17 protein-coding genes and 1 CRISPR repeat array are annotated in these 24,955 nt (G+C 55.3%); of the genes, 9 read left to right on the top strand and 8 right to left on the bottom strand.

Annotated elements, in window-relative coordinates; genetic code table 11:
- The first annotated feature begins 89 nt into the window (after positions 1 to 89).
- Positions 90 to 1,610 (top strand): polyamine aminopropyltransferase, encoded by a 1,521-nt coding sequence (locus ACG2K1_RS04695; RefSeq protein WP_395429521.1) that lies wholly within the window; start codon positions 90 to 92, stop codon positions 1,608 to 1,610.
- A 248-nt stretch (positions 1,611 to 1,858) separates the two neighbouring features.
- Here the strand turns inward: ACG2K1_RS04695 and sbcB are convergent, their stop codons facing one another.
- The 4 genes from sbcB to ACG2K1_RS04675 form a co-directional block, all read right to left on the bottom strand.
- Positions 1,859 to 3,283 carry an exodeoxyribonuclease I gene (gene sbcB / locus ACG2K1_RS04690; RefSeq protein WP_094030965.1) on the bottom strand — a complete coding sequence of 475 codons (1,425 nt, stop codon included), beginning with the start codon at positions 3,281 to 3,283 and terminating at the stop codon, positions 1,859 to 1,861.
- Between the two features lie 56 nt (positions 3,284 to 3,339).
- A complete protein-coding gene (gene mfd / locus ACG2K1_RS04685; protein ID WP_395429520.1) occupies positions 3,340 to 6,996 on the bottom strand; it encodes a transcription-repair coupling factor in 3,657 nt (1,218 codons plus the stop codon).
- A gap of 106 nt (positions 6,997 to 7,102) precedes the next feature.
- The gene (locus ACG2K1_RS04680; protein WP_395429519.1) at positions 7,103 to 8,152 is read right to left on the bottom strand and encodes a hypothetical protein; all 1,050 of its coding nucleotides are present in this window, start codon (positions 8,150 to 8,152) and stop codon (positions 7,103 to 7,105) included.
- A gap of 69 nt (positions 8,153 to 8,221) precedes the next feature.
- Complete coding sequence (locus ACG2K1_RS04675) at positions 8,222 to 8,701, bottom strand: hypothetical protein (RefSeq protein ID WP_395429518.1); 480 nt, start codon at positions 8,699 to 8,701, stop codon at positions 8,222 to 8,224.
- A 429-nt stretch (positions 8,702 to 9,130) separates the two neighbouring features.
- On the opposite strand from ACG2K1_RS04675, the gene ACG2K1_RS04670 reads away from it, so the two are divergent.
- The 8 genes from ACG2K1_RS04670 to ACG2K1_RS04635 all read left to right on the top strand — a co-directional run bounded on the left by ACG2K1_RS04670 (position 9,131) and on the right by ACG2K1_RS04635 (position 17,424).
- Entirely contained in the window at positions 9,131 to 9,436 is a 306-nt protein-coding gene (locus ACG2K1_RS04670; RefSeq protein ID WP_036495564.1) for an ATP-dependent Clp protease adaptor ClpS, read from the top strand.
- Positions 9,433 to 11,700 (top strand): ATP-dependent Clp protease ATP-binding subunit ClpA, encoded by a 2,268-nt coding sequence (clpA, locus tag ACG2K1_RS04665; RefSeq protein ID WP_395429517.1) that lies wholly within the window; start codon positions 9,433 to 9,435, stop codon positions 11,698 to 11,700. Before ACG2K1_RS04670 ends, clpA begins: the two co-directional genes overlap by 4 nt.
- A 146-nt stretch (positions 11,701 to 11,846) precedes the next feature.
- Positions 11,847 to 14,156, top strand: coding sequence for a DNA polymerase III subunit gamma/tau (gene dnaX, locus ACG2K1_RS04660; protein ID WP_395429516.1), 2,310 nt, complete (start codon positions 11,847 to 11,849; stop codon positions 14,154 to 14,156).
- 87 nt (positions 14,157 to 14,243) lie between these two features.
- Entirely contained in the window at positions 14,244 to 14,579 is a 336-nt protein-coding gene (locus ACG2K1_RS04655; RefSeq protein ID WP_395429515.1) for a YbaB/EbfC family nucleoid-associated protein, read from the top strand.
- A gap of 75 nt (positions 14,580 to 14,654) precedes the next feature.
- Complete coding sequence (locus ACG2K1_RS04650; protein WP_395429514.1) at positions 14,655 to 15,095, top strand: hypothetical protein; 441 nt, start codon at positions 14,655 to 14,657, stop codon at positions 15,093 to 15,095.
- A gap of 33 nt (positions 15,096 to 15,128) precedes the next feature.
- Positions 15,129 to 15,821 (top strand): hypothetical protein, encoded by a 693-nt coding sequence (locus ACG2K1_RS04645; RefSeq protein ID WP_395429513.1) that lies wholly within the window; start codon positions 15,129 to 15,131, stop codon positions 15,819 to 15,821.
- 58 nt (positions 15,822 to 15,879) lie between these two features.
- On the top strand, positions 15,880 to 16,533 hold the full coding sequence (locus ACG2K1_RS04640; protein WP_402838892.1) for an IS1595 family transposase: 654 nt from the start codon (positions 15,880 to 15,882) through the stop codon (positions 16,531 to 16,533).
- A gap of 139 nt (positions 16,534 to 16,672) precedes the next feature.
- A protein-coding gene (locus ACG2K1_RS04635) for an IS5 family transposase (RefSeq protein WP_402839131.1) occupies positions 16,673 to 17,424 on the top strand; the annotation gives its coding sequence in 2 pieces (ribosomal slippage) (positions 16,673 to 17,009 and positions 17,009 to 17,424; 753 coding nt in all).
- A 188-nt stretch (positions 17,425 to 17,612) separates the two neighbouring features.
- Here the strand turns inward: ACG2K1_RS04635 and ACG2K1_RS04630 are convergent.
- From ACG2K1_RS04630 to cas1, 4 genes are all read right to left on the bottom strand, one after another.
- Positions 17,613 to 17,861, bottom strand: a complete 249-nt coding sequence (locus ACG2K1_RS04630; protein ID WP_402838889.1) for a hypothetical protein — start codon at positions 17,859 to 17,861, stop codon at positions 17,613 to 17,615.
- A gap of 150 nt (positions 17,862 to 18,011) precedes the next feature.
- Positions 18,012 to 18,665, bottom strand: a complete 654-nt coding sequence (locus ACG2K1_RS04625; protein WP_402838886.1) for an IS1595 family transposase — start codon at positions 18,663 to 18,665, stop codon at positions 18,012 to 18,014.
- Between the two features lie 71 nt (positions 18,666 to 18,736).
- Positions 18,737 to 23,591: direct repeats of the CRISPR family, unit length 36 nt; unit sequence GTTGTAGCTCCCTCTCTCATTTCGCAGTGCTACAAT.
- Positions 23,592 to 23,653: 62 nt separating this feature from the next.
- On the bottom strand, positions 23,654 to 23,980 hold the full coding sequence (gene cas2 / locus ACG2K1_RS04620; protein ID WP_009426344.1) for a CRISPR-associated endonuclease Cas2: 327 nt from the start codon (positions 23,978 to 23,980) through the stop codon (positions 23,654 to 23,656).
- The gene (cas1, locus tag ACG2K1_RS04615; RefSeq protein WP_395429564.1) at positions 23,973 to 24,887 is read right to left on the bottom strand and encodes a type II CRISPR-associated endonuclease Cas1; all 915 of its coding nucleotides are present in this window, start codon (positions 24,885 to 24,887) and stop codon (positions 23,973 to 23,975) included. The genes cas2 and cas1 overlap by 8 nt, the downstream gene beginning before the upstream one ends.
- Positions 24,888 to 24,955: the final 68 nt, after the last annotated feature.

Here is a 24,955-nt window from a genome sequence, read left to right as displayed (position 1 = left end):
GAGGCCGTCTGAAAGCCGCCCCGTTTTTCAGACGGCCTCCCGCTGCGTTTGCCGTATAATCGCCCGCTTCCGTCGAGGCCGTCTGAAACATGAAATCCCAGTCCCAACGCATCCTCATCATCTCCGTTTTCATCGTTGCCAGCTGCGGCCTGGCTTACGAACTCATCATCGCCGCGCTGGCGAGCTATCTTTTGGGCGACAGCATTTTGCAGTTTTCGTCGGTTATCGGCCTGTATCTTTTCTCGATGGGCATCGGCGCGCACCTGACCCGATACATCAAAGAAGAAGACACGCTCTCGCGTTTTGTCGAAATCGAATTGCTGGTGGGCATCATCGGCGGGCTGTCGGCGCTGGCTCTGTTTGTCGCCTTCGGGCTGTCGGCCGCGCCGTTCCGCACGCTGCTTTACGCCTTTGTGCTGATAGTCGGCACGGTAGTCGGCATGGAAATTCCGCTGGTGATGCGCGTGCTCAACCGCCGCGATACGGATTTTAAGGAACTCGTCTCGCGCGTATTAACCTTCGACTATCTCGGCGCGTTGGCCGTATCGCTGCTGTTTCCGCTGGTGCTCGCGCCCAAGCTGGGCATGGCGCGTTCGGCCTTGCTGTTCGGCCTGTTAAACGCCGCCGTCGCTTATCTCACCGCCCGCGTGTTCCAAGCCGAGCTGCCCCGCTACCGCGCCATCCGCCTGCGCGCCTTTCTCGTACTCGCCGCGCTCGCCGCCGCCTTTGTTTACGCCAACCAAATCACTTTCAAAGCCGAACAAAGCTACTTCGGCGACCCGGTTGTATTTGAAAGCCACTCGCCCTACCAGCGGCTGGTGGTCACGCGCTGGAAAGACGACACGCGGCTTTATATCAACGGTAACCTGCAATTTTCCTCGCGCGACGAAGCCCGTTACCACGAAGCCCTGGTGTTGCCCGCCATGCAGACAGCCTCACGCGCCGAACACGTTTTGATACTCGGCGGCGGCGACGGCCTGGCCGCACGCGAAGTGTTGAAATATCCGCAGGTCAAGCAAATCACGCTGGTCGATTTAGACCCCGACATGACCGCCGTATTCAAAAATTCCGCCACCCTAAGCGCGCTCAACCACGGCTCTCTGTCGCACCCGAAAATGCGCGTCATCAACGACGATGCCGCCAAATGGCTGGAAACCGCGCCGCAGAAATTCGACGTGATTATCATCGACTTGCCCGACCCGTCGAATTTTTCGCTGGGCAAACTCTACTCCGTACCGATGTACCGCCTCGTCGCCCGCCATCTCGCGCCGCAGGGCAAAATCGTCGTCCAATCCACCTCACCCTATTTCGCACCCAATGCCTTCTGGTCGGTGGTCGCCACGCTCGAAGCGGCCGGACTCCACACCGCGCCCTATCATGTGTATGTACCTTCGTTTGGCGAATGGGGCTTTGTGCTGGCCGGTTTCAACACGGATTTTGCCGTGCCGCAGCGGTTTGACGTACCCACGCGCTACCTCAACGCCGACACCGCCGCCGAAATGTTCCGCTTCCCGCCCGACATGGCGCGGCGCGAAGTCGAACCCAACCATCTGAACACACAGGCGTTGGTGAATTATTTTGAACAGGACTGGCGCAACGTGATACGTTAGGCCGCTCCCGCCTGCGCGGGTTGACGTTTCCGAAAGACTGTTTGAAAAAGGCTGTCTGAAAACCCTTTCGGGTGTTCAGACGGCCTTATATTGCGCCCATTCAATTGGAGTTCTGCAAAATGAGCAAAAAAGCTAAAACTACCCCTCTTTAAGAATCTATCGGGACTTGGGTCTAAACAATAAATTCACATACCTGCGAGATTATTCAGACGGCCTGACGGTTATTTCTTACGCAGCGCGATAGGCGGTCAGCCAACCAGCTTTTCGGCGTACTCGTACAAGTCTTGCAGGAGCATGAGTTTGTCGGGATTGCCGGCGTATTGTTCGGCGAGGCTTTGCAGGCTCAGGCTGAAGTCGGGCAGGGCGGTTTCCAGTTTTTTGCGGCGGTATTTCTGCCAGCGGATTTGTTCGGCGCGGCTGAGGCTGGGGTAAAAATGGCGGGCGCGGTAGTGAAACAGCAGCTTTCCGATGCGCGTATCTTGGAAAACCAGGCCGCTGTCGGCGAGTTTTTCGGGCGGCAGGCTGCGTAGGGCGGTCATGCTGTTTTTGTCGGCGGGGCTGAAAAAGCCGTTGTAAAGCTCGGTTTCCACATTGTCGCCGGGCGCAAATTCGCGCGTTTGGCGGAAGATTGCCTGTACTTTGCTGCGGATTTCAGACGGCCTTTGCAGCTCTTTGAGATTGTCGAGGCACTCGGCGCGGCTGATGCCCAAACGTTCGGCATCTTCGGCGCGCAAAGTGTTCAGCGGCGCGAGTATCGGGCATTTGTTGATGTGCACCAGTTTGAGCGGCACGGGCAGAATGCCTTGTTCCAACAGGGTTTCTTTTTTGCTGTACAGCCGCTCGCGCAGGGTGTCGGCATCGAGGGTCAGCAAATCGCCCAAGTCGGCGGACAAATCGCAGGCAATCAGCGCGTTGGCGTTGGTGGGGTGCCACGCCAGCGGCGCGATGAGGGCGGTGTTGCCGCGCCGGTTGCCAAACATGCCCGATACGTGCACCAGCGGCGTGAGGCCTTGGGTGTCGATCATGGCTTTGAGTGCTTCTTTGCTGTGGTGTTCAAAGAAATATTGGAACAGGCGCGGCTGTTTTTGCTTGATGAGTTTGGCCGTTTCGATGGTGGCGTACACGTCGGACATTGCATCGTGGGCGTGTTCGTGGGCGATGCCGTTGGCAGCGGTGAGTTGTTCCAGCTTAAACACGGGCAGGCCGTCTGAATCGCGCGGCCACTCGATACCCTCGGGGCGCAGCGCATAGCAGGCGCGGACGACATCGAGCAAATCCCAGCGCGAGTTGCCGTTTTTGTAGCTGTATTCGTAGGGGTCGATGAAGTTGCGATAAAACAGGTAGCGCGTCATTTCATCGTCGTAGCGGATGTTGTTGAAGCCCATGATGCAGGTGTTGGGGCGGGCAAACTCCGCCCAAATCCGCGCGGCAAATTCCGGCTCGGACACGCCTTTTGCGTTGCATTCCTGCGGCGTGATACCCGTAAGCAACACCGCTTCGGGCGAGGGCAGATAGTCGCTTGTTTGGCGGCAGTAGAACATGACCGGTTCGCCGACGATGTTGAAATCCGCGTCGGTGCGGATACCGGCAAACTGCGCGGGGCGGTCGGCGGCGGGGCTGATGCCGAAACTTTCGTAGTCGTAGATGAAAAAAGTGAAATCGGGTTGGGACATGGTTTTACGTGGGTTGGGCTTGAGGCCGTCTGAAAGATTCAGACGGCCTTTGTTTGCTAGGTTTCTTTGTTCGCCAGTTTTCTCAATACGGCGCGCACGGTTTTGATGCGTGTTTCGATGTCTTCCATTACCGCGCTCACGCGCAGCTTGTCCGCGCCCGCCATACGATAATTTTTATTGCTCTGCATCAGCAGAATAATATCGGCAGGCTCGACCATGGTGTGTTTGCCGAAGGTGAGCGTGAGCGCGTCGGATGAAGCATCAATCGCGGTGATGCCCAAGGCTTTGGCGGCAAGGCGCAGGCGGTGGCTTTCCAGCAAGGTGGTTACGGGTTGTTCGGGCAGTCCGAAGCGGTCAACCAGTTCTTCGTGCACGGCGTTGATTTGGGCTTCGGTTTCGCAGGTGGCGAGGCGTTTGTAGAGTACCAGCCGTTCGTGGATGTCGGGGCAGTAGCCCTCGGGCAGCAGGGCGGGGCTGTGCAGCTTGATTTCGGTGGTTACGCCCAATGGCGCGTCCAAATCGGGCTGGCGGCCTTTTTTGAGGTCGCGCACGGCTTGTTTGAGCATTTCGGTGTAGAGCGTGAAGCCGACCTGTATCATTTCGCCGGATTGTCCTTCGCCGAGGATTTCGCCTGCGCCGCGGATTTCCAAATCCTGCATGGCGAGGGTGAAACCTGCGCCGAGTTCGTCTGCCGCCGCAATGGCGTCGAGGCGTTTTTCTGCGTCTTTGGTGATGTATTCGGGCGTGAGCAGGTAGGCGTAGGCTTGGTGGTGGCTGCGGCCGACGCGCCCGCGAAGCTGGTGCAGTTGCGCCAGTCCGAATTTGTCGGCGCGGTTAATGATGATGGTGTTGGCGTTGGGGATGTCGATGCCGGTTTCGATGATGGTGGAACAGAGCAACACGTTGAATCGTTGCTGCAAAAAGTCGCGCATGACTTGCTCCAGCTCGCGCTCGCGCAGTTGTCCGTGCGCCACGCCGATGCGGGCTTCGGGCAGCAGGGTTTCCAGCTGCTCGCGCATATTCTCAATCGTATCTACTTCATTGTGCAGGAAAAACACTTGTCCGCCGCGTTTGAGTTCGCGCAACACGGCTTCGCGCACACTGCCTTCGCTGAACGGTTTGACAAAGGTTTTGACGGCGAGGCGGCGGCTGGGAGCGGTGGTAATCAGCGAGAAGTCGCGCAGGCCTTCGAGCGCCATGCTGAGGGTGCGCGGAATCGGCGTGGCGGTCATGGTGAGGATGTCAACATTGGCGCGCAGGCGTTTGAGCTGCTCTTTCTGGCGCACGCCGAAGCGGTGTTCTTCATCGATAATCACTAAACCTAAGTTTTTGAATTTGATGTCGTCCTGCACCAATTTGTGCGTACCGATAACGATATCGACCGTGCCGTCCGCCATGCCTTCCAGCGCGGCTTTGGTGGCTTTGCTGTTGTTGAAACGCGAAAGGCTGGCGACTTTCACGGGGAAATCGGCGAAACGGTCGGCGAAATTTTGCGCGTGCTGCTCCACCAGAAGCGTGGTCGGGGCGAGTACGGCGACCTGTTTTCCGCCCATCACCGCCACAAACGCGGCGCGCAGGGCGACTTCGGTTTTTCCGAAACCGACATCGCCGCACACAAGGCGGTCCATCGGCTTCGCCTGCGTCAAGTCTTTAATCACGGCGGCGATGGCGGCGGCCTGGTCTTCGGTTTCTTCATAGCCGAAGCCGTCGGCAAAGGCGCGGTAGCCGTCTTCGTCGAATTGGAATTTGTAGCCTTCCTGCGCGGCGCGGCGGGCGTAAAGGTTGAGCAATTCGGCGGCGGTGTCACGCGCTTTTTCGGCGGCCTTGCGCTTGGCTTTGCTCCATGCCGCGCTGCCGAGCTTGTGCAGCTGCACGTTTTCATGCGCCGCGCCCGAGTAGCGGCTGATTAAATGCAGTTGCGAAACAGGCACATAAAGCTGCGCTTCGCCTGCGTATTCCAGCAACATCATTTCCTGCGCTTCGCCGCCCAAGTCCATCGACACCAAGCCCATGTAGCGGCCGATGCCGTGTTCTTCGTGGACAACGGGGTCGCCGATGCTGATTTCGGCAAGGTCGCGCAACAGGCCGTCTGAAACGGCGGCATGCTTCTTGCGGCGCGTGCTGCTGCGGCTTTTGGCGACGTATTGGTAGAGATCGGATTCTGTGATAAGGGCAATTTTCAGGTTGCCTGAAAGGTCGTCTGAAATATCCGTAGGTCGGATACTTGTATCCGACAAAACGTCTGCCGCTGCGGAAGTGTAGGATTCAAGAATCCGACCTGCGCTGTTTTCAGGTTGCTTTTCAGACGACGTTTCGGCTTTCAGGCTGCCTGAAAGGTCGTCTGAAACATCCGTAGGTCGGATACTCATATCCGACAAAATGTCCGACGCTGCGGGGATGTCGGATTCAAGAATCCGATCTACATTGTTTTCAGGCTGCCCCAGCCGAAACCCATAAGCCAGCGGCGTTACCGTAATACACAGCTTCTCGCCGCTCTCCAAAAACGCCTGCCAGCCGTCCACGCTTTTCGGTTTCAAACCGTGCTGCGCGAAAAAGCCCAGCATCGTTTCGCGCCGCCCCGCGCTTTCGGCTGTGAGCAGAATCCGCCCGCCAAAGGCAGCCTGAAAATCCTGCAAGGCCTGCAAAGGCTGCTCGGCTTGGCGGTTCACCGCCACATTTGGCAACGCAAACGCCGTGCCGCCCAATTCGGGCAGAATCTGCGGATAGGCTTTCAGGCAGCCTGAAAACTGGTCTGCCGCCAAATACAGATGCTGCGGCGGCAGCGGCGGATAGGTTTCGTCGCCCTGCGCCATCTGGAAACGCGATTTCACCTCCGCCTCAAACCGCCGCGCCTCGGCGTGCACATCGCCCACGCACACCGCCAGCGCGTCGCCGCCGATGTAGTCAAACAGCGTCGCGCAGCCCTCTTCAAAAAACAGCGGCAGATAATATTCCACCCCCGCGCCAAACTGCCCGCCGCTCACGGCTTTGTACACCGCCGCCGCGTTCGGATTGCCGTTCACTTCCTCGCGGAAACGGCTGCGGAAGATTTTTTGCGCCGCATCGTCGGTGGGAAACTCGTGCGCGGGCAGCAGGCGGATTTCCGATACGGGCGCGATGGTGCGCTGGCTGTCGGGGCCAAAGGTTTTGATGCTGTCGATTTCATCGTCGAACAAATCGATGCGGTATGGCATCTCGCTGCCCATTGGGAATAAATCGACAATCCCGCCGCGCACGGCAAACTCACCCGCCGCGACAACATGGGAAACATGGTTGTAACCCGCATCCACCAAATCGGTTTTCAGACGGCCTATATCCAAAGTCTGCCCCGTTTTCAGCCAAAACGTGCGCCCCGCCAGAAACGGCACGGGTGGCAGCTTCTGCATCGCCGTGGCAACCGGTACGAACAACACATCCGCCAAACCGTTTTTCAGCTGCCACAACACCGACAGCCGCTCCGACACCAAATCCTGATGCGGCGAAAAACGCTCATAGGGCAGCGTTTCCCAGTCGGGCAGAAACAGCGCGTTGTCCTGCGGTCGGAAAAACTGCCACGCCGTTTGCAGCCGCAACGCACTCTCCGCATCGGGCGTAAACACGATTTTCAGCGTTTTGGGCGGCAGGTTTTGTGTTAAAAAATACGGCAGGCTGCCGGCGGTAAGGTTCAGCCAGCGCACGCGCGGGGCGGATTTTGTGGGAAGGGGGTGGGTCATGGTTTTTGGGATTGAAAATGTAGGTCGGGCATGGATGCCCGACGTTGTTGGATTAATCGGTGTTTTGTCGGGCATGAATGCCCGAGCTACGGCTTTCAGGCTGCCTTTACCAATCGCGCGCTTTGTCCAACGCGGCTTGCAGCGCGTCGGCATCCGCGCTTGCGCCGACGGTTTCGGCGGCGAGGCGGGCAAGGGTGTGAAACGCATCGCACAGGGTTTCGCGTTCTTCGGTTTCTATCCAGCCGCGTTGGGCGTTGAGTCCGTTGAACGCGGCGGCGTATTGGGCGGCAAGCTGTTCCAAGGCCGTCTGAAAGCCGTCGGCGGGCAGGGCGAGAGCCGTTTTTAGGCTGCCTGTGTAGATTTTGGCGGCGGCTTTGGCATCGGCGGCGCGGATGTGTTCGGCATCGGCAAGGGCGGCGAGCGGGTTGTCGCGGTTGGCGGCATACCATTCGGGTTTGCGCAAACCCGTGATTTCGTAGCCCAGCTGCGGCAGTTTTTTTGCTTGGGCTTTGAGTGCGCTGCCTGCGGCATAGGGAAAACCGCTTATCCACAGGAAATTGAGATGCGGCAGCGCGGACAAATCGGGCAGGCCGCCGCCGAGCGGGAAGCAGCGGATAAGGGTGAGGCTGCGCAGTTCGGGCAGTTGCGCGAGGGCGGCGAAGTGGGCGATTTCGGAATCGAACAGGGACAGCACGCGCATTTTCGGGTATTGTCGGGCGAAGGCGGCGCAGTCGAACGGGGCGGTTTCTTGGCTGCGGTAATGGGCTTGCTCAATGTCTGCGGCATCCGTTGCATACGCTGCTTCGGGCACGAAGGGGAAGCAGTTGATGTCGCCGCAGTAGGAGCTAGGCGGTTCGTCGCCGGGCAGGGGCAGTACGCCCAGCGGAATATGGTCAGCAGGGATTTTACCCATATAGCTTTTAATCGGCAGGCGCGGGGCGGGGTCGTGCGCCAAGGTGTAAGCAGGCGCTTGTTTGAGTTTGCCTAATACGATGTCTTCCAAACGCGCAAACGCGCCCTGCATCTCCCAAATATGGACATGGCTGCGTTTGTTGGCTTTCGCGGAAACGGCGTGGACAAGCTGGTAGGCATGCCAGCGTTGGTCGAGCGGGGAATGGACGGCGTAAACCGTGCCTGGTTCGGGTGTGTGGGGCATGGGTTGGTCTTTCTCGATAACGGGCGGTTGTCGGGTTTATCGGTGTTTTGTCGGGCATGGATAGCTGGGCTACTCGCTGGCAAGCCACACGGATTGTTCCGCGTCGCGGTTGTCGATGCGGTGGTAAAAGCGGACGGTGTTTTTCAAGCCCGCCTGCATCAGCCGTCGGCACAAATCGCCGCTGACGATGGTTTGCGTGGGGTAATCGGCGTCTGCGGCGATGGATACGTCCCAGTCAAATGCGTCTTTGAGCTGCTGCACGTCAAATTCGTATTCTTCGCAGCCGTCAAAGCCCGTTTTTTCGTAAACGCTGCGGGAAAAATCGGTGGCGTGTTCGTGGTTGGTAACGTGCAGGGCGAAGAAATCATCGGATACGCCGTGCCCGTTGATGGCAATGCCTAAAAACTGCACCCAGCGCCGCTCGGCTTCGGGCTGCAAAAGGGTTTTGACTTTTTGGCTGATGATTAAATACCCCAAATGGAAAATGATGTCGTAACGGTTGAGTGTGGCGGGGGGTTTGCCTGCTTTCAGGTTGAATTTCAGTTGCACTGACTGGGTGTCCAGCCAGCCTTCTTGGTCTAGCAGATCGTAGTTTTCCGATGTTCAGTCGATGCTTAATATGTCGGTTTTTTTGTGCAGGTAGAGGGCGTATAGCATGAGGGGCTTTCGTGTTTGAGGCCGTCTGAAAGGTTTTCAGACGGCCTTTAACGTATTGGAGGCTGTTGGTATTTGGCTTGTGAAACGAGGATATGGCGGACGGATTGTAATGGAGGCCGTCTGAAAAGAGTAGGGTCTGACGGATGTCAAATTATTGCCGTTTCTTGTGCAAATCGGCGGGCGGACGTGATTTGTCTGTGATAAGATAATTATTCTTATTTCATTGCCGCTGCGGGCGCACAGGCCGTCTGAAAGATTGAAAAACGCGGCCGCAGGCAATATATGGGCGGATTCGACCACACCGACAAGAAGACCTGCCCTATGGGAACACAGCACCAACAATCGGAAGGCGGCAGCGCCCTGAAACTGCGTCCGCCGCGCCAATACGGCGTTTTCCTGATTAACGACGACTACACCACCATGGATTTCGTGGTGAAGATACTTACCGAAGTATTTATGCTGCCCGAGGAGCGCGCCGTGGCCGTGATGCTCTTGGTGCACCACGAGGGCAAAGGCCTTTGCGGCACCTACACGCGCGACGTGGCGCAAACCAAGCAGATGCAGGTGCACAGCCGCGCCGCCGATGCGGGTTTCCCGCTCAAATGTACGATAGAGGAGGTTTCATGATTTCGGATGCTTTGGAACAGATTTTGCAGGAGCTTTACGCCGACGCCCGCGCGCGCAGCTACGAGATGATTACGCTCGAACAGCTCCTGCTGGCATTGTTGGAGCAGTCGGACGAAGTGCAGAAAGTGCTCGAAGCGCTGCATGTGGATTTGGACGTGCTCTCCGGCCAGCTTTTGAGCAGCATACAGGACAACACGCCCATGCTGCCCGCAGGCCTGCTCGACAAAACCGACACCCAGCCCACGCTCGGCTTCCAGCGCGTGATGCAGCGGGCGATTATCCACGCGCAGTCGATGGAAAAACGCGAAGTGCGCCCGGTCGACGTGCTGGTGTCGATGATGGGCGAAAAAGACTGCCCCGCCGTTTACTTCCTGCAACTGCAATCCGTCGGCCGCGTGGAAATCCTGCGCTATCTCGCCCACGGTGAAACCGGCGAAGAGGTGCAGAGGCCATCTGAAAACGAAGAAGACGAAGCCGCACCCGCCGCAGGCGGCGACGCGCTGGCCAAATACACCGTCAACCTCAATGCCGAAGTGCGCGCCGGACGCATCGACCCGCTGATCGGCCGCAAAGCCGAAATGGAGCGGCTGGTGCAGGTTTTGTGCCGCCGCCGCAAAAACAACCCGCTGCTCGTCGGCGAGGCGGGCGTGGGCAAAACCGCGCTGGCCGAAGGGCTGGCGCACCAAATCGTCGGCGGCCAAGTGCCCGACGTGCTGGCGGGCGACACCGTCTACATGCTCGACATGGGCGCGCTTTTGGCGGGCACGAAATACCGCGGCGACTTTGAAGCGCGTATCAAAAACGTCATCAAAGCCCTCGACGAAACCGACGGCGCCATTCTCTTTATCGACGAAATCCACACCATCATCGGCGCGGGCAGTACATCGGGCGGCACGATGGACGCCTCCAACCTGCTCAAACCCGCCCTCGCCAAAGGCCGCCTGCGCTGCATCGGCGCCACCACCTACGACGAATTCCGCACCATATTCAGCAAAGACCACGCCCTCAGCCGCCGTTTCCAAAAAATCGACGTCGCCGAACCCAGCGTGGCCGAAACCGCCGACATCCTGCGCGGCCTCAAACCCATGTTTGAACAGTTTCACGACGTGCGCTACACCAACGGCGCCATCGAAGCCGCCGCCGAACTTTCCGCCCGCTACATCAACGAACGCTTCCTGCCCGACAAAGCCATCGACATCATGGACGAAGCGGGCGCGGCGCAGAAAATCCTGCCCAAGTCCAAACAGAAAAAAGTCATCGGCAAAGCGCAGATTGAAGCCGTTGTCGCCAAAATCGCCCGCATCCCCGAAAAAACCGTGTCGCACGACGACAAACAAATCCTCAAACACCTCGCCCGCAACCTGAAAAACATGGTGTTCGGCCAAGATGCCGCCATCGACGCCCTCGCCGCCGCCGTCAAAATGTCCCGCTCCGGCCTCGGCCTGCCCGACAAACCCGTCGGCAGCTTCCTCTTTTCCGGCCCGACGGGCGTCGGCAAAACCGAAGTCGCCCGCCAGCTCGCCTTCTCCCTCGGCGTGCCCCTGCAACGCTTCGACATGTCCGAATACATGGAGCGCCACGCCGTCTCCCGCCTTATCGGCGCGCCGCCGGGCTACGTCGGCTTCGAGCAGGGCGGCCTGCTCACCGAAGCCGTGAACAAACAGCCGCACTGCGTGCTGCTTCTCGACGAAATCGAAAAAGCCCACCCCGACATCTTCAACGTCCTCCTGCAAGTGATGGACGCGGGCAGGCTCACCGACAACAACGGCAAAAGCGCCGACTTCCGCAACGTCATCCTCATCATGACCACCAACGCCGGCGCCGAAAGCCTCAGCCGCCCGACCCTCGGCTTCACCGCCAAACGCGAACGCGGCGACGAAATGCAGGCCATCAGCAAAACCTTCACCCCCGAATTCCGCAACCGCCTCGATGCCGTCATCCCCTTCGCCCCGCTCGACACCGCCGTCATCGCCCGCGTCGTCGACAAATTCCTGCTGCAACTCGAACAGCAGCTGCTGGCGAAAAAAGTGGAAGCCGAATTCACGCCCGAACTGCGCGCCTACCTCGCCGAAAAAGGCTTCGACCCGCAAATGGGCGCCCGCCCCATGCACCGCCTCATCCAAAGCAAACTGCGCCGCGCCCTCGCCGACGAACTCCTCTTCGGCCGCCTCGCCGACGGCGGCTTCGTACGCATCGGCTGGAATGCCGGCAAAGAAGAAGCCGAGCTGGACTTTGAAAAAGAAACCAGCGCCGCCGCCGTGTAAACCCGTCTTAAACTTCCCATCAGGCCGTCTGAAAACCGCCTCAGGCGTTTTCAGACGGCCTTTCTTCCGCCGCCGCGCGTAGCGTTTCGTTTATAATGCCGCGTTTTCCCCACGCCGCCTTTCAGACGGCCACACGAGCTTTCCCTATGGCATACCAAGTCCTCGCCCGCAAATGGCGTCCGAAAACCTTTGCCGACCTAGTCGGCCAGGAACACGTCGTCAAAGCCCTGCAAAACGCCCTCGACAAAGGCCGTCTGCACCACGCCTACCTGCTCACCGGCACGCGCGGCGTCGGCAAAACCACCATCGCCCGCATCCTCGCCAAAAGCCTCAACTGCGAAAAGCCGCAGCACGGCGAACCCTGCGGCGAATGCCAAAGCTGCCGCGACATCGACGCCGGACGCTACGTCGACCTCCTGGAAATCGACGCCGCCTCCAACACCGGCATCGACAACATCCGCGAAGTGCTGGAAAACGCCCAATACGCCCCCACCGCGGGCAAATACAAAGTCTATATCATCGACGAAGTGCACATGCTCTCCAAAAGTGCGTTTAACGCCATGCTCAAAACCCTCGAAGAGCCGCCCGAACACGTCAAATTCATCCTCGCCACCACCGACCCGCACAAAGTCCCCGTCACCGTCCTCTCCCGCTGCCTGCAATTCGTCCTGCGCAACATGACCGCGCAGCAGGTGGCCGCCCACCTCGAACACGTCCTCACCGCCGAACAAATCCCCTTCGAGCCCGCCGCCCTGCAACTGCTCGGCCGCGCCGCCGCAGGCTCGATGCGCGACGCCCTCAGCCTGCTCGACCAGGCCATCGCCATGGGCTCGGGACAGGTAACGGAAAACGACGTGCGGCAAATGATAGGTGCGGTGGACAAACGCTATTTATACGAACTGCTCGACGGCATCGCCGCACAAAACGGCGCCGCCCTCCTGCAAAAAGCGCAGGAAATGGCCGAACGCGCCGTCGGTTTCGACAACGCCCTGAGTGAAACCGCCCTGCTGCTGCAACGCATCGCCCTGATGCAGACCGTGCCCGCCGCCGTGCCCGCCGACGACCCCGAACGTCCCGCCCTCGCCGCCCTCGCCGCGCAACTGGGCGGCGAACAAATCCAGCTTTACTACCAATGCGCCATCCGCGGCAAACAGGATTTGAGCCTCGCCCCCGACGAATACGCCGGCTTCGTCATGACCCTCCTGCGCATGCTCGCCTTCGCCCCCATGGCCGCCCCCGCCCATGTCGGCGGCCATATCGCCGGCAGCGGCCTCAGCGACCCCGCCCCCGCTTCTGCCGATAACGGAGCGGCAGAAACAAAGCACAGGCCGTCTGAAACCGCCGCCCCCGTTTCAGACGGCCACAAAACGCCCGCCGACACGCAGGCCGGACAACAGAGGCCGTCTGAAAGCCCCGCAAACAGCTTGCCAGCAAGCACTACAACAACTGCCGCAGCCGAAAGGCCGTCTGAAAATCCCGCCGTATCGTCCGAAGCCGTTTCAGACGGCCTGACCAACGCGCCGCAAAGCGAAACAAGGCCGTCTGAAAATCCAGCAAACCAAGTCCGCGAACCCGCCGCCGCTGCGGCAGACAAAAGGCCGTCTGAAAACCACACGGCAGAACAAAACGACGCAGACGGCACCCCGCCGTGGGAAAACGCCGCCGCCGAAGCAATCCCCGTTTCAGACGGCCGCAAACCGTCGGCCGACACACAGGCAGCGCAGAGGCCGTCTGAAAACCCCGCAAACCAAGTCCGCGAACCCGCCGCCACCGTTGCGGCAGACAAAAGGCCGTCTGAAAACCCGCAGGACGAAACAGCGGCACCAAGCGCGCCCGTTTCAGACGGCCGCACGGCAGAAAACGGCAGCCTGCCCGCCACACCCGCCGCATGGCAGCGCGACGAAGACATCCCCTTCGACGAACTGCCCGCCGCAGAGCCCGCGCAGGAGCAGGAAAACGCGGAAGAAGACAGTGCGGAGGAAGAGGGCGCGGAAGAAGCCGACTTTGCTCCCATGCCCGAATTGTCCGCCGCCAACTGGCACGCCGTGATCAAACGTCTGAACAAACGTCTCGGTGCTGCGCAGATGCTGGCCGACCACATGGCTTGGACAAACTACGACACCGCGCAAAACCGCCTTCTGTTCGCCCTCAACGGCAACGCCCCGGCCACCACCACCAAAGAATATTTCGACAAAATCCGCAACGCCCTCGCCGAAGCCTACGGCCTGAACGGCCTCAGCCTGCAAACCGTGCCGTGGCAGGAAGACAAAGGCTGGGAAACCCCCGCTATGCGCCGCGCGCGCCTGCAACGCGAAGGCCGTGAAGAAGCCCGCCGCCGCCTCGAAGCCGACCCCGACTGCCGCGCGCTGATGGCCGCCCTAAACGCCGAAGGCTGGCACGAAAACAGCCTGCTGCGTGCGGAAGACCTCGAAGAATACGGCGTTCAGGCCGTCTGAAAGCGAAATTCCAACCCATTTACAGCGAGTATCCCGGCGCGGGTGCGCCACATTTTTTTTAAACCACCAACCACAGGAGTATCCTCGATGTTCGGAAAAGCAGGACTGGGCGGCTTGATGCAGCAGGCTCAAAAAATGCAGGAAAACATGAAAAAAGCACAGGCCGAGCTGGCCGCCACCGAAGTGGGCGGCGAAGCGGGCAACGGCCTGGTGAAAGTCGTCATGACCTGCAACCACCAAATCCGCAGCATCAGCATCAGCCCCGAGCTGATCGCCGAAGCCGCCGAAGACAAAGAAATGCTGGAAGACCTCGTCCTCGCCGCCGTCAATGCCGCGCACGAGGCCGCCGAATCGCTCACCGCCTCCACCATGGGCAAGTTCACCCAAGGACTGCCCGCAGGCATAGGCGATTTCTTCAAATAAGCCAGTTCAGACGGCCTGACGCATTTTGCGTCAGGCCGTCTGAATATCTGCCGCCCGTTTTGACGAAAGGAAACCATGCTCCTGTTTTCCCCGATGTGGTGCCACGAAGTCGAACGCATCGGCTTTGCCCGCTGCTCCCGCGCCGACGACCTGCTGCGTGCCGCCTCCGACTACTGCACGTTGGCCGCCTTTGCTGCTCTGATTGCATCCTTCGCCGCCGGGTTTTCCGCATGGTATGCCGCCGCCCTCTGGCTGACGGGCAGGCTGTTCTGCATCCTTTCTTTGTACATCATCGCCCGTCGCCGCTTCCGCTACGACGACGACAAAATCATCGCCCGATGGCGCAACGGCAAGGGCAGAATCTGCCGCTACACTTTCCGCGAACACCTGCGAGACAGCGGCTATAGCCCGCCAACATGGTTCGAACACATCAAAACCAAACCGCGCCCGCCGCGCCGCTGCCGACGGCATCCGCATCAAAGGCCGTCTGAAAACAAAGCTCCAACAAGCTGTTGAACAAACCAAACAGCACGTTTCAAAAGGACAAATATGCACTACACCGACCGCATCGCCAAACTCTACGCCCTCTCCGAAGACGAAGGGTGCCGGAACGAAGCCGCCCTTGCCGCCGCCGAAAAACAGGCGGGCGGAGCGTTGCCCGCCGCGCTGAAACAATACCTGCGCCGCCTCGGCGGCAGCGCCGCCGCCAACCAAAGCTTCAACCGCCTGCTTGCCGCCACCGGCGACACCCGCGACAGCGGCGACGGCTTCCTGATTTTCTGCGAGGAATACCAACAGGCCGCCGTATGGGGCATACGGCACGAAGATTCGGCCGCCGAAGACCCGCCCGTCTACGTCTGCTACAACACGGCCGAAAGCGGCGGCTGGCTGTTGGAAAACGAAAAACTCAGTGCCTTTTTGTGGAAAAACGCCCTTTTCAACGGCACGATGGAAGGGCTGCGCTTCGTCGCCAACCATGTCGGCGAAGAGCCTCTGCCGCCCGCCGCCCTGCAACACATCGCCGAGCGGCGGCAGCGGCTCGACGAACTTTGCGACCGTGGCGCCGACTATTACACGCGCGGCGACACGGATGCCGTTGTCGTCTGCAAAAACGCCGCAGGCGAAGCAACCGGCCTGTTTGTCGTCTCGCAAGACCAAGAATGCTTTAACGAGCTGCTTGATATTTTCGACAACGACGACGATTGGTCGTATACCGGTTACGACGAAGAGAATGAAGAATAGACTCCACAGCAAAAGATAGGGGGCTGTACTAGATAAGCAGTCATGTCAGACTGCAAAAATGAAGATAACCCGTTGTAAACTAAAAAAGAGTATTCAAAAGAAACTGCTTCAGTTTTTTGTACTCGAAGTTACTGCCCGTTCGGCTGCTGATTTATTGGGCATCCACCCCAATTCGGCAGTGCTGTTTTACCGCAAGATTCGCGAAGTCATCAGCCATCATCTTTCATTGGAAGCCGATACGGTTTTTGGCGGCTCAATTGAGTTGGACGAGAGTTATTTTGGCGGACACCGCAAAGGCAAACGCGGACGCGGTGCGGCAGGAAAGGTGGCAGTCTTTGGCATTCTCAAACGCGGCGGCAAGGTTTATACCGTGGTTGTTGAAAACGCTAAAAGAGAGACGTTATTTCCTGTTATAACAAAGAAAATTATGCCTGACAGTATTGTCTATACGGATTGTTTGAGCAGCTATGATGTGTTGGATGTAAGCGGATTTACCCACCACCGCATTAATCACAGCAAGCTGTTTGCCGACAGACAAAACCATATCAACGGCATTGAAAATTTCTGGAATCAGGCAAAGCGCGTACTGCGCAAATACAATGGAATCGACCGTAAATTTTTCCCGCTTTTCTTGAAAGAATGCGAGTTCCGTTTTAACTTTGGCACACCCTCCGAGCAGCTCAAAGTGCTGCGCCGGTGGTGTGGAATTTAGGGCTTATCTAGTACAGCACCAAATTCATTGTAGCACTGCGAAATGAGAGAGGGAGCTACAACGGTAACTCGATTTTTAGAACGGCTATATAAAACCCTAGGGGCTCTTGACATTCAATTTTTCACAGTATCATACAGATATGACCAGACATACCCTATCCGATGCCCAGTGGGCAGCCATCGAACCGCTTTGTCCGGGTAAAAAAGCCGACCCGGGTAAAACCGCCAAAGACAACCGCCTGTTTCTTGAGGCCGTACTGTGGATAGTCCGCACCGGCAGTCCGTGGCGCGATCTGCCACAGGAGTTCGGCAACTGGAACAGCGTTTACCGCCGCTACCGCCGGTGGGTGCAATTAGATGTTTTCAAAAATATTTTCACACATCTGAACACAAATGCCGACTATGAATACACCATGATAGACGGCACCATCGTCAAAACCCATCGGCACGGTCAGGGCGCAAAAGGGGGACGCTCAAACAGGCAATCGGCCGATCCAAAGGCGGGATGACGACCAAAATCCTTGCCCTGACCGATGCTTTGGGCAATTTATGTGATTTCATACTGCTGCCCGGACAGCGCAACGACATTTGCGGCGTCCTATCACTGATTAAGGATAAAAGCTTTGGTGCACTGCTTGCCGACAAAGCCTTTGATGCAGACTGGCTGATTAAGGAATTGACACAAAAGGGTATCGAGCCCGTTATCCCCCCACGCAAAGGTCGTAACACGGAGAGGTGTTATGACCGTGGGAAATACAAATGGCGGCATCTGATTGAAAACTTTTTCTGCCGGATAAAGGAGTTTAAAAAGATTGCGATGCGTTGTGAAAAGACGGATGAATCTTTTGCTGCCAACATTTATCTGGCTGCTACGGTTTTAAGGCTGGCTTGAATGTCAACACCCCTAGATTTATCAAGAGATTTACTGTTTTTGAGCTCTTCAGCCAAATCAAACATGACATACAGTGAATCTTCTCCAAGCTGTTCATATAAAAGGTCAGGAATTGTTTGTCCGGGTTTCAATTTGCTCAGGTCAATCCGTTTATCGGGATGGCTTTTCAGAATTTTTTGAATGAAATTTCATCCGTCTTCATTTTTGGCCATTGCATTAATCACAACCTTGTTTTGTTTAAATATTTTGGCAAATTTTTCTTGTTCTTCCGGTGATTTTTTATGCCAAAACGCATGTTTGCTGACATTCATTTCGTTCTTCAAAAGTGGAAGCGTTTCTTCATATTCCTTATGCATTTCTGAACTCATCATCCATTCAACTTTTTTCAATTTTTCGATAGAGGTATTTGCCACCACCGTATCGTTGAATGCAGACAAGGCTCTTTCTGAAGCTTGAGAGGAGAGCATATGAATAAAAGCGAGATGAAGGTTATGGAAGAATTGTTGAATTTCGTGATGTCGGATGATTTGTCCGTGATTGATTTCGACCTGTTTTTGAATAATTTTTGGGGCTGTACTAGATAAGCCCTAAATTTCACACCACCGGCGCAGCACTTTAAGCTGCTCGGAGGGTGTGCCAAAGTTAAAACGGAACTCGCATTCTTTCAAGAAAAGCGGGAAAGATTTACGGTCGATTCCATTGTATTTGCGCAGTACGCGTTTTGCCTGATTCCAAAAGTTTTCAATGCCGTTGATGTGGTTTTGTCTGTCGGCAAACAGCTTGCTGTGATTAATGCGGTGGTGGGTAAATCCGCTTACATCCAACACATCATAGCTGCTCAAACAATCCGTATAGACAATACTGTCAGGCATAATTTTCTTTGTTATAACAGGAAATAACGTCTCTCTTTTAGCGTTCTCGACAACCACGGTATAAACCTTGCCGCCGCGTTTGAGAATGCCAAAGACTGCCACCTTTCCTGCCGCACCGCGCCCGCGTTTGCCTTTGCGGTGTCCGCCAAAATAACTCTCGTCCAACTCAATTGAGCCGTCAAAAACCGTATCGGCTTCCAGTGAAAGATGATGGCTGATGACTTCGCGAATCTTGCGGTAAAACAGCACTGCCGAATTAGGGTGGATGCCCAATAAATCAGCTGCTGAACGGGCAGTAACTTCGAGTACAAAAAACTGAAGCAACTTTTTCTGTGTACTCTTTTTTAGTTTACAACGGGTTATCTTCATTTTTGCAGTCTGACATGACTGCTTATCTAGTACAGCCCCATGAATTTTCAGACAGCCTTTTATTAAACCAAGTTGTAGCTCCCTCTCTCATTTCGCAGTGCTACAATATCCATCTTGTCCGACGCCAGCCACAGAGCGTTGTAGCTCCCTCTCTCATTTCGCAGTGCTACAATTTGCTGTCTTTGTCACCGAGCTGGCGGCCTGTTGTAGCTCCCTCTCTCATTTCGCAGTGCTACAATTGTTGAGTCTGTCTAAAGAATCATAAACGCGTTGTAGCTCCCTCTCTCATTTCGCAGTGCTACAATACTTTAAACGGCGGATCCTGGTTTAAATCAGTTGTAGCTCCCTCTCTCATTTCGCAGTGCTACAATCAGTCGTCTGGTCACTCATAGCCCTATAGTGTTGTAGCTCCCTCTCTCATTTCGCAGTGCTACAATTGGATGCGCGTGCAGGCGGCCAAGGAAGAGGTTGTAGCTCCCTCTCTCATTTCGCAGTGCTACAATTTCTGAATCAAGGCCCCATTTAGACACATAGTTGTAGCTCCCTCTCTCATTTCGCAGTGCTACAATTGGAAAACCTGCAATTCCACCAGCACAACAGTTGTAGCTCCCTCTCTCATTTCGCAGTGCTACAATGCGCTGTCTTCCGGCCTGCTGCCGCCGTAGGTTGTAGCTCCCTCTCTCATTTCGCAGTGCTACAATTAATATGTGCATCACCACAACGCAACTAATGTTGTAGCTCCCTCTCTCATTTCGCAGTGCTACAATTGGCAGAGGATACAGGCAAACAAAAAGGCAGTTGTAGCTCCCTCTCTCATTTCGCAGTGCTACAATCTGTCAGCCAATCGCCGACCGTTGATACCTGTTGTAGCTCTCTCTCTCATTTCGCAGTGCTACAATTGTTCCAGGCGACTTTACGCATTGTCATTAGTTGTAGCTCCCTCTCTCATTTCGCAGTGCTACAATCGTCAGTGCTGAATATGTCCAGGGGGCGAAGTTGTAGCTCCCTCTCTCATTTCGCAGTGCTACAATTTTCGTCTATTGGTTATGTTCCGCATCGGAGTTGTAGCTCCCTCTCTCATTTCGCAGTGCTACAATTTGCTGTCTTTGTCACCGAGCTGGCGGCCTGTTGTAGCTCCCTCTCTCATTTCGCAGTGCTACAATGTCGGGTTTGTATTCGGGATAAGATTCTCCGTTGTAGCTCCCTCTCTCATTTCGCAGTGCTACAATTGATGGGTTGCTTTGATGTACTCGTCTGTTGTTGTAGCTCCCTCTCTCATTTCGCAGTGCTACAATATATCTATTGCGTTGGTCGGTATACTCAAGGTTGTAGCTCCCTCTCTCATTTCGCAGTGCTACAATTGGCGAGTTTTCGCATGATGGCGACGATAAGTTGTAGCTCCCTCTCTCATTTCGCAGTGCTACAATACCCCTCATGGGGACTGTTCATTCCGTAGAGTTGTAGCTCCCTCTCTCATTTCGCAGTGCTACAATAAGTTGAGACGGGTCAAGAGCCGGATCATCGTTGTAGCTCCCTCTCTCATTTCGCAGTGCTACAATCGTCAGTGCTGAATATGTCCAGGGGGCGAAGTTGTAGCTCCCTCTCTCATTTCGCAGTGCTACAATCTATGCAACTACGCAAAGCCTTTCGATTCGGTTGTAGCTCCCTCTCTCATTTCGCAGTGCTACAATTTGCTGGAGGCCGAGAAGAGCCAAGAGTGGGTTGTAGCTCCCTCTCTCATTTCGCAGTGCTACAATTGATGGACACCGCCTACATCACAGGCCAACGTTGTAGCTCCCTCTCTCATTTCGCAGTGCTACAATACTGGCCGAACGATTCTGCCGACACATTCGGTTGTAGCTCCCTCTCTCATTTCGCAGTGCTACAATACCTCCGACTCCGTGATAATTAAACGTTAAGTTGTAGCTCCCTCTCTCATTTCGCAGTGCTACAATCGTAGTCTGACCGGATTCGGCTGTACTTTTGTTGTAGCTCCCTCTCTCATTTCGCAGTGCTACAATCAATCAACGGGATAATCGCAGCCAACCATAGTTGTAGCTCCCTCTCTCATTTCGCAGTGCTACAATGCGATGCCCGACGCGCCCGAATGGGCTTGGGTTGTAGCTCCCTCTCTCATTTCGCAGTGCTACAATCCGCATGTTGCCGCTCACGTCGTTGAGCGAGTTGTAGCTCCCTCTCTCATTTCGCAGTGCTACAATTCATCGGTGCACACCGCGCCCACGAAAACAGTTGTAGCTCCCTCTCTCATTTCGCAGTGCTACAATCGACAAGATAAGCACCAAACCATTCGGACGGTTGTAGCTCCCTCTCTCATTTCGCAGTGCTACAATTATTTCCCGACAGTTGAGGGCAATGAGACGGTTGTAGCTCCCTCTCTCATTTCGCAGTGCTACAATTCTTTTTCGGTTGAGGATGCAAGCGGCAATGTTGTAGCTCCCTCTCTCATTTCGCAGTGCTACAATTAATGAGACTTTGGATGAATCTGTCTATGGGTTGTAGCTCCCTCTCTCATTTCGCAGTGCTACAATTGCACTTCAATCCGTAAACTTTCGCTAACAGTTGTAGCTCCCTCTCTCATTTCGCAGTGCTACAATAAGTAATCGTCATAAACGGATTCTTCAGAAGTTGTAGCTCCCTCTCTCATTTCGCAGTGCTACAATCGAACGATATGAGCAGCCCCACAATCCACTGTTGTAGCTCCCTCTCTCATTTCGCAGTGCTACAATGAAGAGGTTGGAAGCGTTAGCATTTGTTGTGTTGTAGCTCCCTCTCTCATTTCGCAGTGCTACAATCGCTGGCATCCTCAACCGAAAACGAGGCGGGTTGTAGCTCCCTCTCTCATTTCGCAGTGCTACAATGACCGAGACCCGCTGGAAATCATTGTTTCGGTTGTAGCTCCCTCTCTCATTTCGCAGTGCTACAATTATGCATTACTCCTTATCTTTCACCGCCGAGTTGTAACTCCCTCTCTCATTTCGCAGTGCTACAATAAACCAAAAATGTCATAGAAAACCTGCGAAGTTGTAGCTCCCTCTCTCATTTCGCAGTGCTACAATAAAGGCGAGCCTTTTTTCTTTAAAGATGGTGTTGTAGCTCCCTCTCTCATTTCGCAGTGCTACAATTGAACATGATCGGCAGATTCCTGTTTATCAGTTGTAGCTCCCTCTCTCATTTCGCAGTGCTACAATCGTGCAGCCATCTTAAAGCCTTTTTGCTTTGTTGTAGCTCCCTCTCTCATTTCGCAGTGCTACAATCGGAAATTCAGGTAGCTGAGCATTTGCTATGTTGTAGCTCCCTCTCTCATTTCGCAGTGCTACAATCAAGGACAGCGAGATGATGAGGTTTGGCAAGTTGTAGCTCCCTCTCTCATTTCGCAGTGCTACAATTTCGTCTATCACTAGGATTGCACCCGTCGGGTTGTAGCTCCCTCTCTCATTTCGCAGTGCTACAATCACTGTTCATGCCCTGATTGCCCTGTGTCGGTTGTAGCTCCCTCTCTCATTTCGCAGTGCTACAATTTCGGGCGTCTGGAGCCTGCTCACACAGCCGTTGTAGCTCCCTCTCTCATTTCGCAGTGCTACAATAAAGGCCACGTTCTAGCAGCAGGATGACCGGTTGTAGCTCCCTCTCTCATTTCGCAGTGCTACAATCAAAAAAACTTCTTATGGCACCAGAAGAAAGTTGTAGCTCCCTCTCTCATTTCGCAGTGCTACAATTGCCCAAGTGATGGCCGACGTTCCGATACCGTTGTAGCTCCCTCTCTCATTTCGCAGTGCTACAATCCACTAATTGCGTCATATGTTTTCTTCAACGTTGTAGCTCCCTCTCTCATTTCGCAGTGCTACAATGCGGTGTTCAACTCATTGAGCTGGTTTGTGGGTTGTAGCTCCCTCTCTCATTTCGCAGTGCTACAATCACATCTTTAACCGGCCATTCGAACTTTCTGTTGTAGCTCCCTCTCTCATTTCGCAGTGCTACAATCATCTACGCCTTGCCCTTTCTCATTGCTCAGTTGTAGCTCCCTCTCTCATTTCGCAGTGCTACAATCGTGCGTCGTCGTTAAGCATGGTTCGCCCCGTTGTAGCTCCCTCTCTCATTTCGCAGTGCTACAATCCCGCATCCTCTAACGCGCGGTACACATCCGTTGTAGCTCCCTCTCTCATTTCGCAGTGCTACAATCTGCGTTCTATCCGCAATTGGCGAAATCATGTTGTAGCTCCCTCTCTCATTTCGCAGTGCTACAATTGGACAGCGGCGTAATCAGCAGGGTATTTGGTTGTAGCTCCCTCTCTCATTTCGCAGTGCTACAATGAGTTACGGCATGCTCTGGCCAAATATCGCGTTGTAGCTCCCTCTCTCATTTCGCAGTGCTACAATTCCATTACTACTACGAAGGCACTCTTAACAGTTGTAGCTCCCTCTCTCATTTCGCAGTGCTACAATTCCAGGCCGTGCCTTTACGTTCGGACTTCGGTTGTAGCTCCCTCTCTCATTTCGCAGTGCTACAATCCGTGCTTCCCAGCCCTCTTTTGCCATCGAGTTGTAGCTCCCTCTCTCATTTCGCAGTGCTACAATAACCTGCGACGCGACAAAGATATAGTCTTCGTTGTAGCTCCCTCTCTCATTTCGCAGTGCTACAATAATCTGATACGGCGATACAACGAACCAGTTGTTGTAGCTCCCTCTCTCATTTCGCAGTGCTACAATTTGCTTAGAGGTGGAGATGATAGAAAGATAGTTGTAGCTCCCTCTCTCATTTCGCAGTGCTACAATCCTTTGACCAATGCTCTCTTCCATTAACTTGTTGTAGCTCCCTCTCTCATTTCGCAGTGCTACAATAATTCAGTCGCTAACAGCATCCCCGATAATGTTGTAGCTCCCTCTCTCATTTCGCAGTGCTACAATACCCCAACGGGAAATCCTTATCTGATAAGGATTTCCCGTTTTATTTTGCTCAAAAAATGGGATTAAAACAGCAATAATTGGTTTGAATTGACCTTTTTTTCTTGGGTTTTCAGGTCGCCGAGTAGCAATTTCATGGTAGCAAACTGCTTTTCGGTAACCTCCAAACAGCGTACCGACCCCTCTTCTGGCAGGTTGGCGCACAGCCTGTTGTGGTGTTTTTGCAACGAATCGCGCCCTTTTACAATACGGCTGTACACGGATAATTGCAGCATTTGGTAGCCGTCTCTTTGCAGAAAACGGCGGAAATTGTTGGCGGCTTTGCGTTTGGCTGCTGTGGTAACAGGCAGGTCAAAAAACACTATCATACGCATAAATTTGGCCTCACTCATAACGGTACTCTTTCAACGGCAGGACTTGGGGCAGCTTCAGCAGTTTGGCGTTTTTGCCCTGTAGAGCGGGTTGGAAAGATGCAATCATGCGGTCGATGGCGGCCAGGGTGCTGAAGCATTGGCCGTCAACGGATACCTGGCTGTGCAGGACTCGGATTAATGTCTGCTTGGCATTGGGCGTGAGTTCGTTTTTCAGACGGCCTTTGTCGTATAAATCCCTTACGGTTAAATCGGCCAACGGGCGCAGGGGTTCGATGAAGTCGTCGGCTAGGTTAAACGGATTGAGTTCGCTTTTGTGAAACAGGCCGAGCGCGGGCAGCCATCCGTATAGAGTCAGGCTGCGGGCGATGGCAGCGCGTAACACGGCGTAGCTATAGTTGAGATGTGCGTTGACGGCATTGCTGTCACTGCGGGTAAATGTTTCGCCGAACATGGCTTGGAAATACAGTGCGGCTGCTTGGGCTTCGCGGTTGCCGGTGTCGCCTGATTTGACTTCCAAAGCCAGGCCGCGCAGGTGTTTGGCGGCGATGTCGTTGCCGGTTTCGTCGGCGGCAAAGGCTTGGTTGAGGATTTTTTGTTTGACGATGTGCTGCCAAAGCTGTTTTTTGAGCGGCACGCTGATGCCCAGTTGCAGCTTGAGGGTTTTGAGCTGGCGGTGGTATTGCGAATAAGGCAGCCACTGGCCGCAGGGCAGGAACTGCTCGTCGCAGGTCAGCAGGGTCGCGCCGTGTTCGGCCAATGCGGAGAGCAAGGGGGCTGTGATAACGGTTTCACGGTGTTCGATTACGATGACGGCGATGTCTTCGATGGGGACAGTATAGGATTCGCCGCTTTGTTGGATAAGGATTTGTTTGCGCTGCAATGAGAGCTTGCCGCTGTTTGAGATAAGCAGGCTGCGCCAGGTCATGATGTTCCCCTTTGTCATTTTTGGTTGGTATAAACAAAATGCCCCTGTTTCAGACGACCTGAAACAGG

It is taken from the genome of Neisseria sp. 23W00296, assembly GCF_044772855.1.
Taxonomy (GTDB): Bacteria; Pseudomonadota; Gammaproteobacteria; order Burkholderiales; family Neisseriaceae; genus Neisseria.
Note: the sequence above shows the minus strand (reverse complement) of the source record. Positions and strands in the feature narration are given on the sequence as shown.

What these genes read in the sequence shown, in the direction of transcription:
- mfd (WP_395429520.1), bottom strand. Translation starts at nt 6,996, where the DNA reads ATGACCCACCCCCTTCCCACAAAATCCGCCCCGCGCGTGCGCTGGCTG.
- cas1 (WP_395429564.1), bottom strand. Translation starts at nt 24,887, where the DNA reads ATGACCTGGCGCAGCCTGCTTATCTCAAACAGCGGCAAGCTCTCATTG.
- ACG2K1_RS04625 (WP_402838886.1), bottom strand. Translation starts at nt 18,665, where the DNA reads ATGAAGATAACCCGTTGTAAACTAAAAAAGAGTACACAGAAAAAGTTG.
- dnaX (WP_395429516.1), top strand. Translation starts at nt 11,847, where the DNA reads ATGGCATACCAAGTCCTCGCCCGCAAATGGCGTCCGAAAACCTTTGCC.
- ACG2K1_RS04695 (WP_395429521.1), top strand. Translation starts at nt 90, where the DNA reads ATGAAATCCCAGTCCCAACGCATCCTCATCATCTCCGTTTTCATCGTT.
- sbcB (WP_094030965.1), bottom strand. Translation starts at nt 3,283, where the DNA reads ATGTCCCAACCCGATTTCACTTTTTTCATCTACGACTACGAAAGTTTC.
- ACG2K1_RS04645 (WP_395429513.1), top strand. Translation starts at nt 15,129, where the DNA reads ATGCACTACACCGACCGCATCGCCAAACTCTACGCCCTCTCCGAAGAC.
- ACG2K1_RS04655 (WP_395429515.1), top strand. Translation starts at nt 14,244, where the DNA reads ATGTTCGGAAAAGCAGGACTGGGCGGCTTGATGCAGCAGGCTCAAAAA.
- ACG2K1_RS04680 (WP_395429519.1), bottom strand. Translation starts at nt 8,152, where the DNA reads ATGCCCCACACACCCGAACCAGGCACGGTTTACGCCGTCCATTCCCCG.
- cas2 (WP_009426344.1), bottom strand. Translation starts at nt 23,980, where the DNA reads ATGAGTGAGGCCAAATTTATGCGTATGATAGTGTTTTTTGACCTGCCT.
- ACG2K1_RS04650 (WP_395429514.1), top strand. Translation starts at nt 14,655, where the DNA reads ATGCTCCTGTTTTCCCCGATGTGGTGCCACGAAGTCGAACGCATCGGC.
- clpA (WP_395429517.1), top strand. Translation starts at nt 9,433, where the DNA reads ATGATTTCGGATGCTTTGGAACAGATTTTGCAGGAGCTTTACGCCGAC.
- ACG2K1_RS04670 (WP_036495564.1), top strand. Translation starts at nt 9,131, where the DNA reads ATGGGAACACAGCACCAACAATCGGAAGGCGGCAGCGCCCTGAAACTG.
- ACG2K1_RS04640 (WP_402838892.1), top strand. Translation starts at nt 15,880, where the DNA reads ATGAAGATAACCCGTTGTAAACTAAAAAAGAGTATTCAAAAGAAACTG.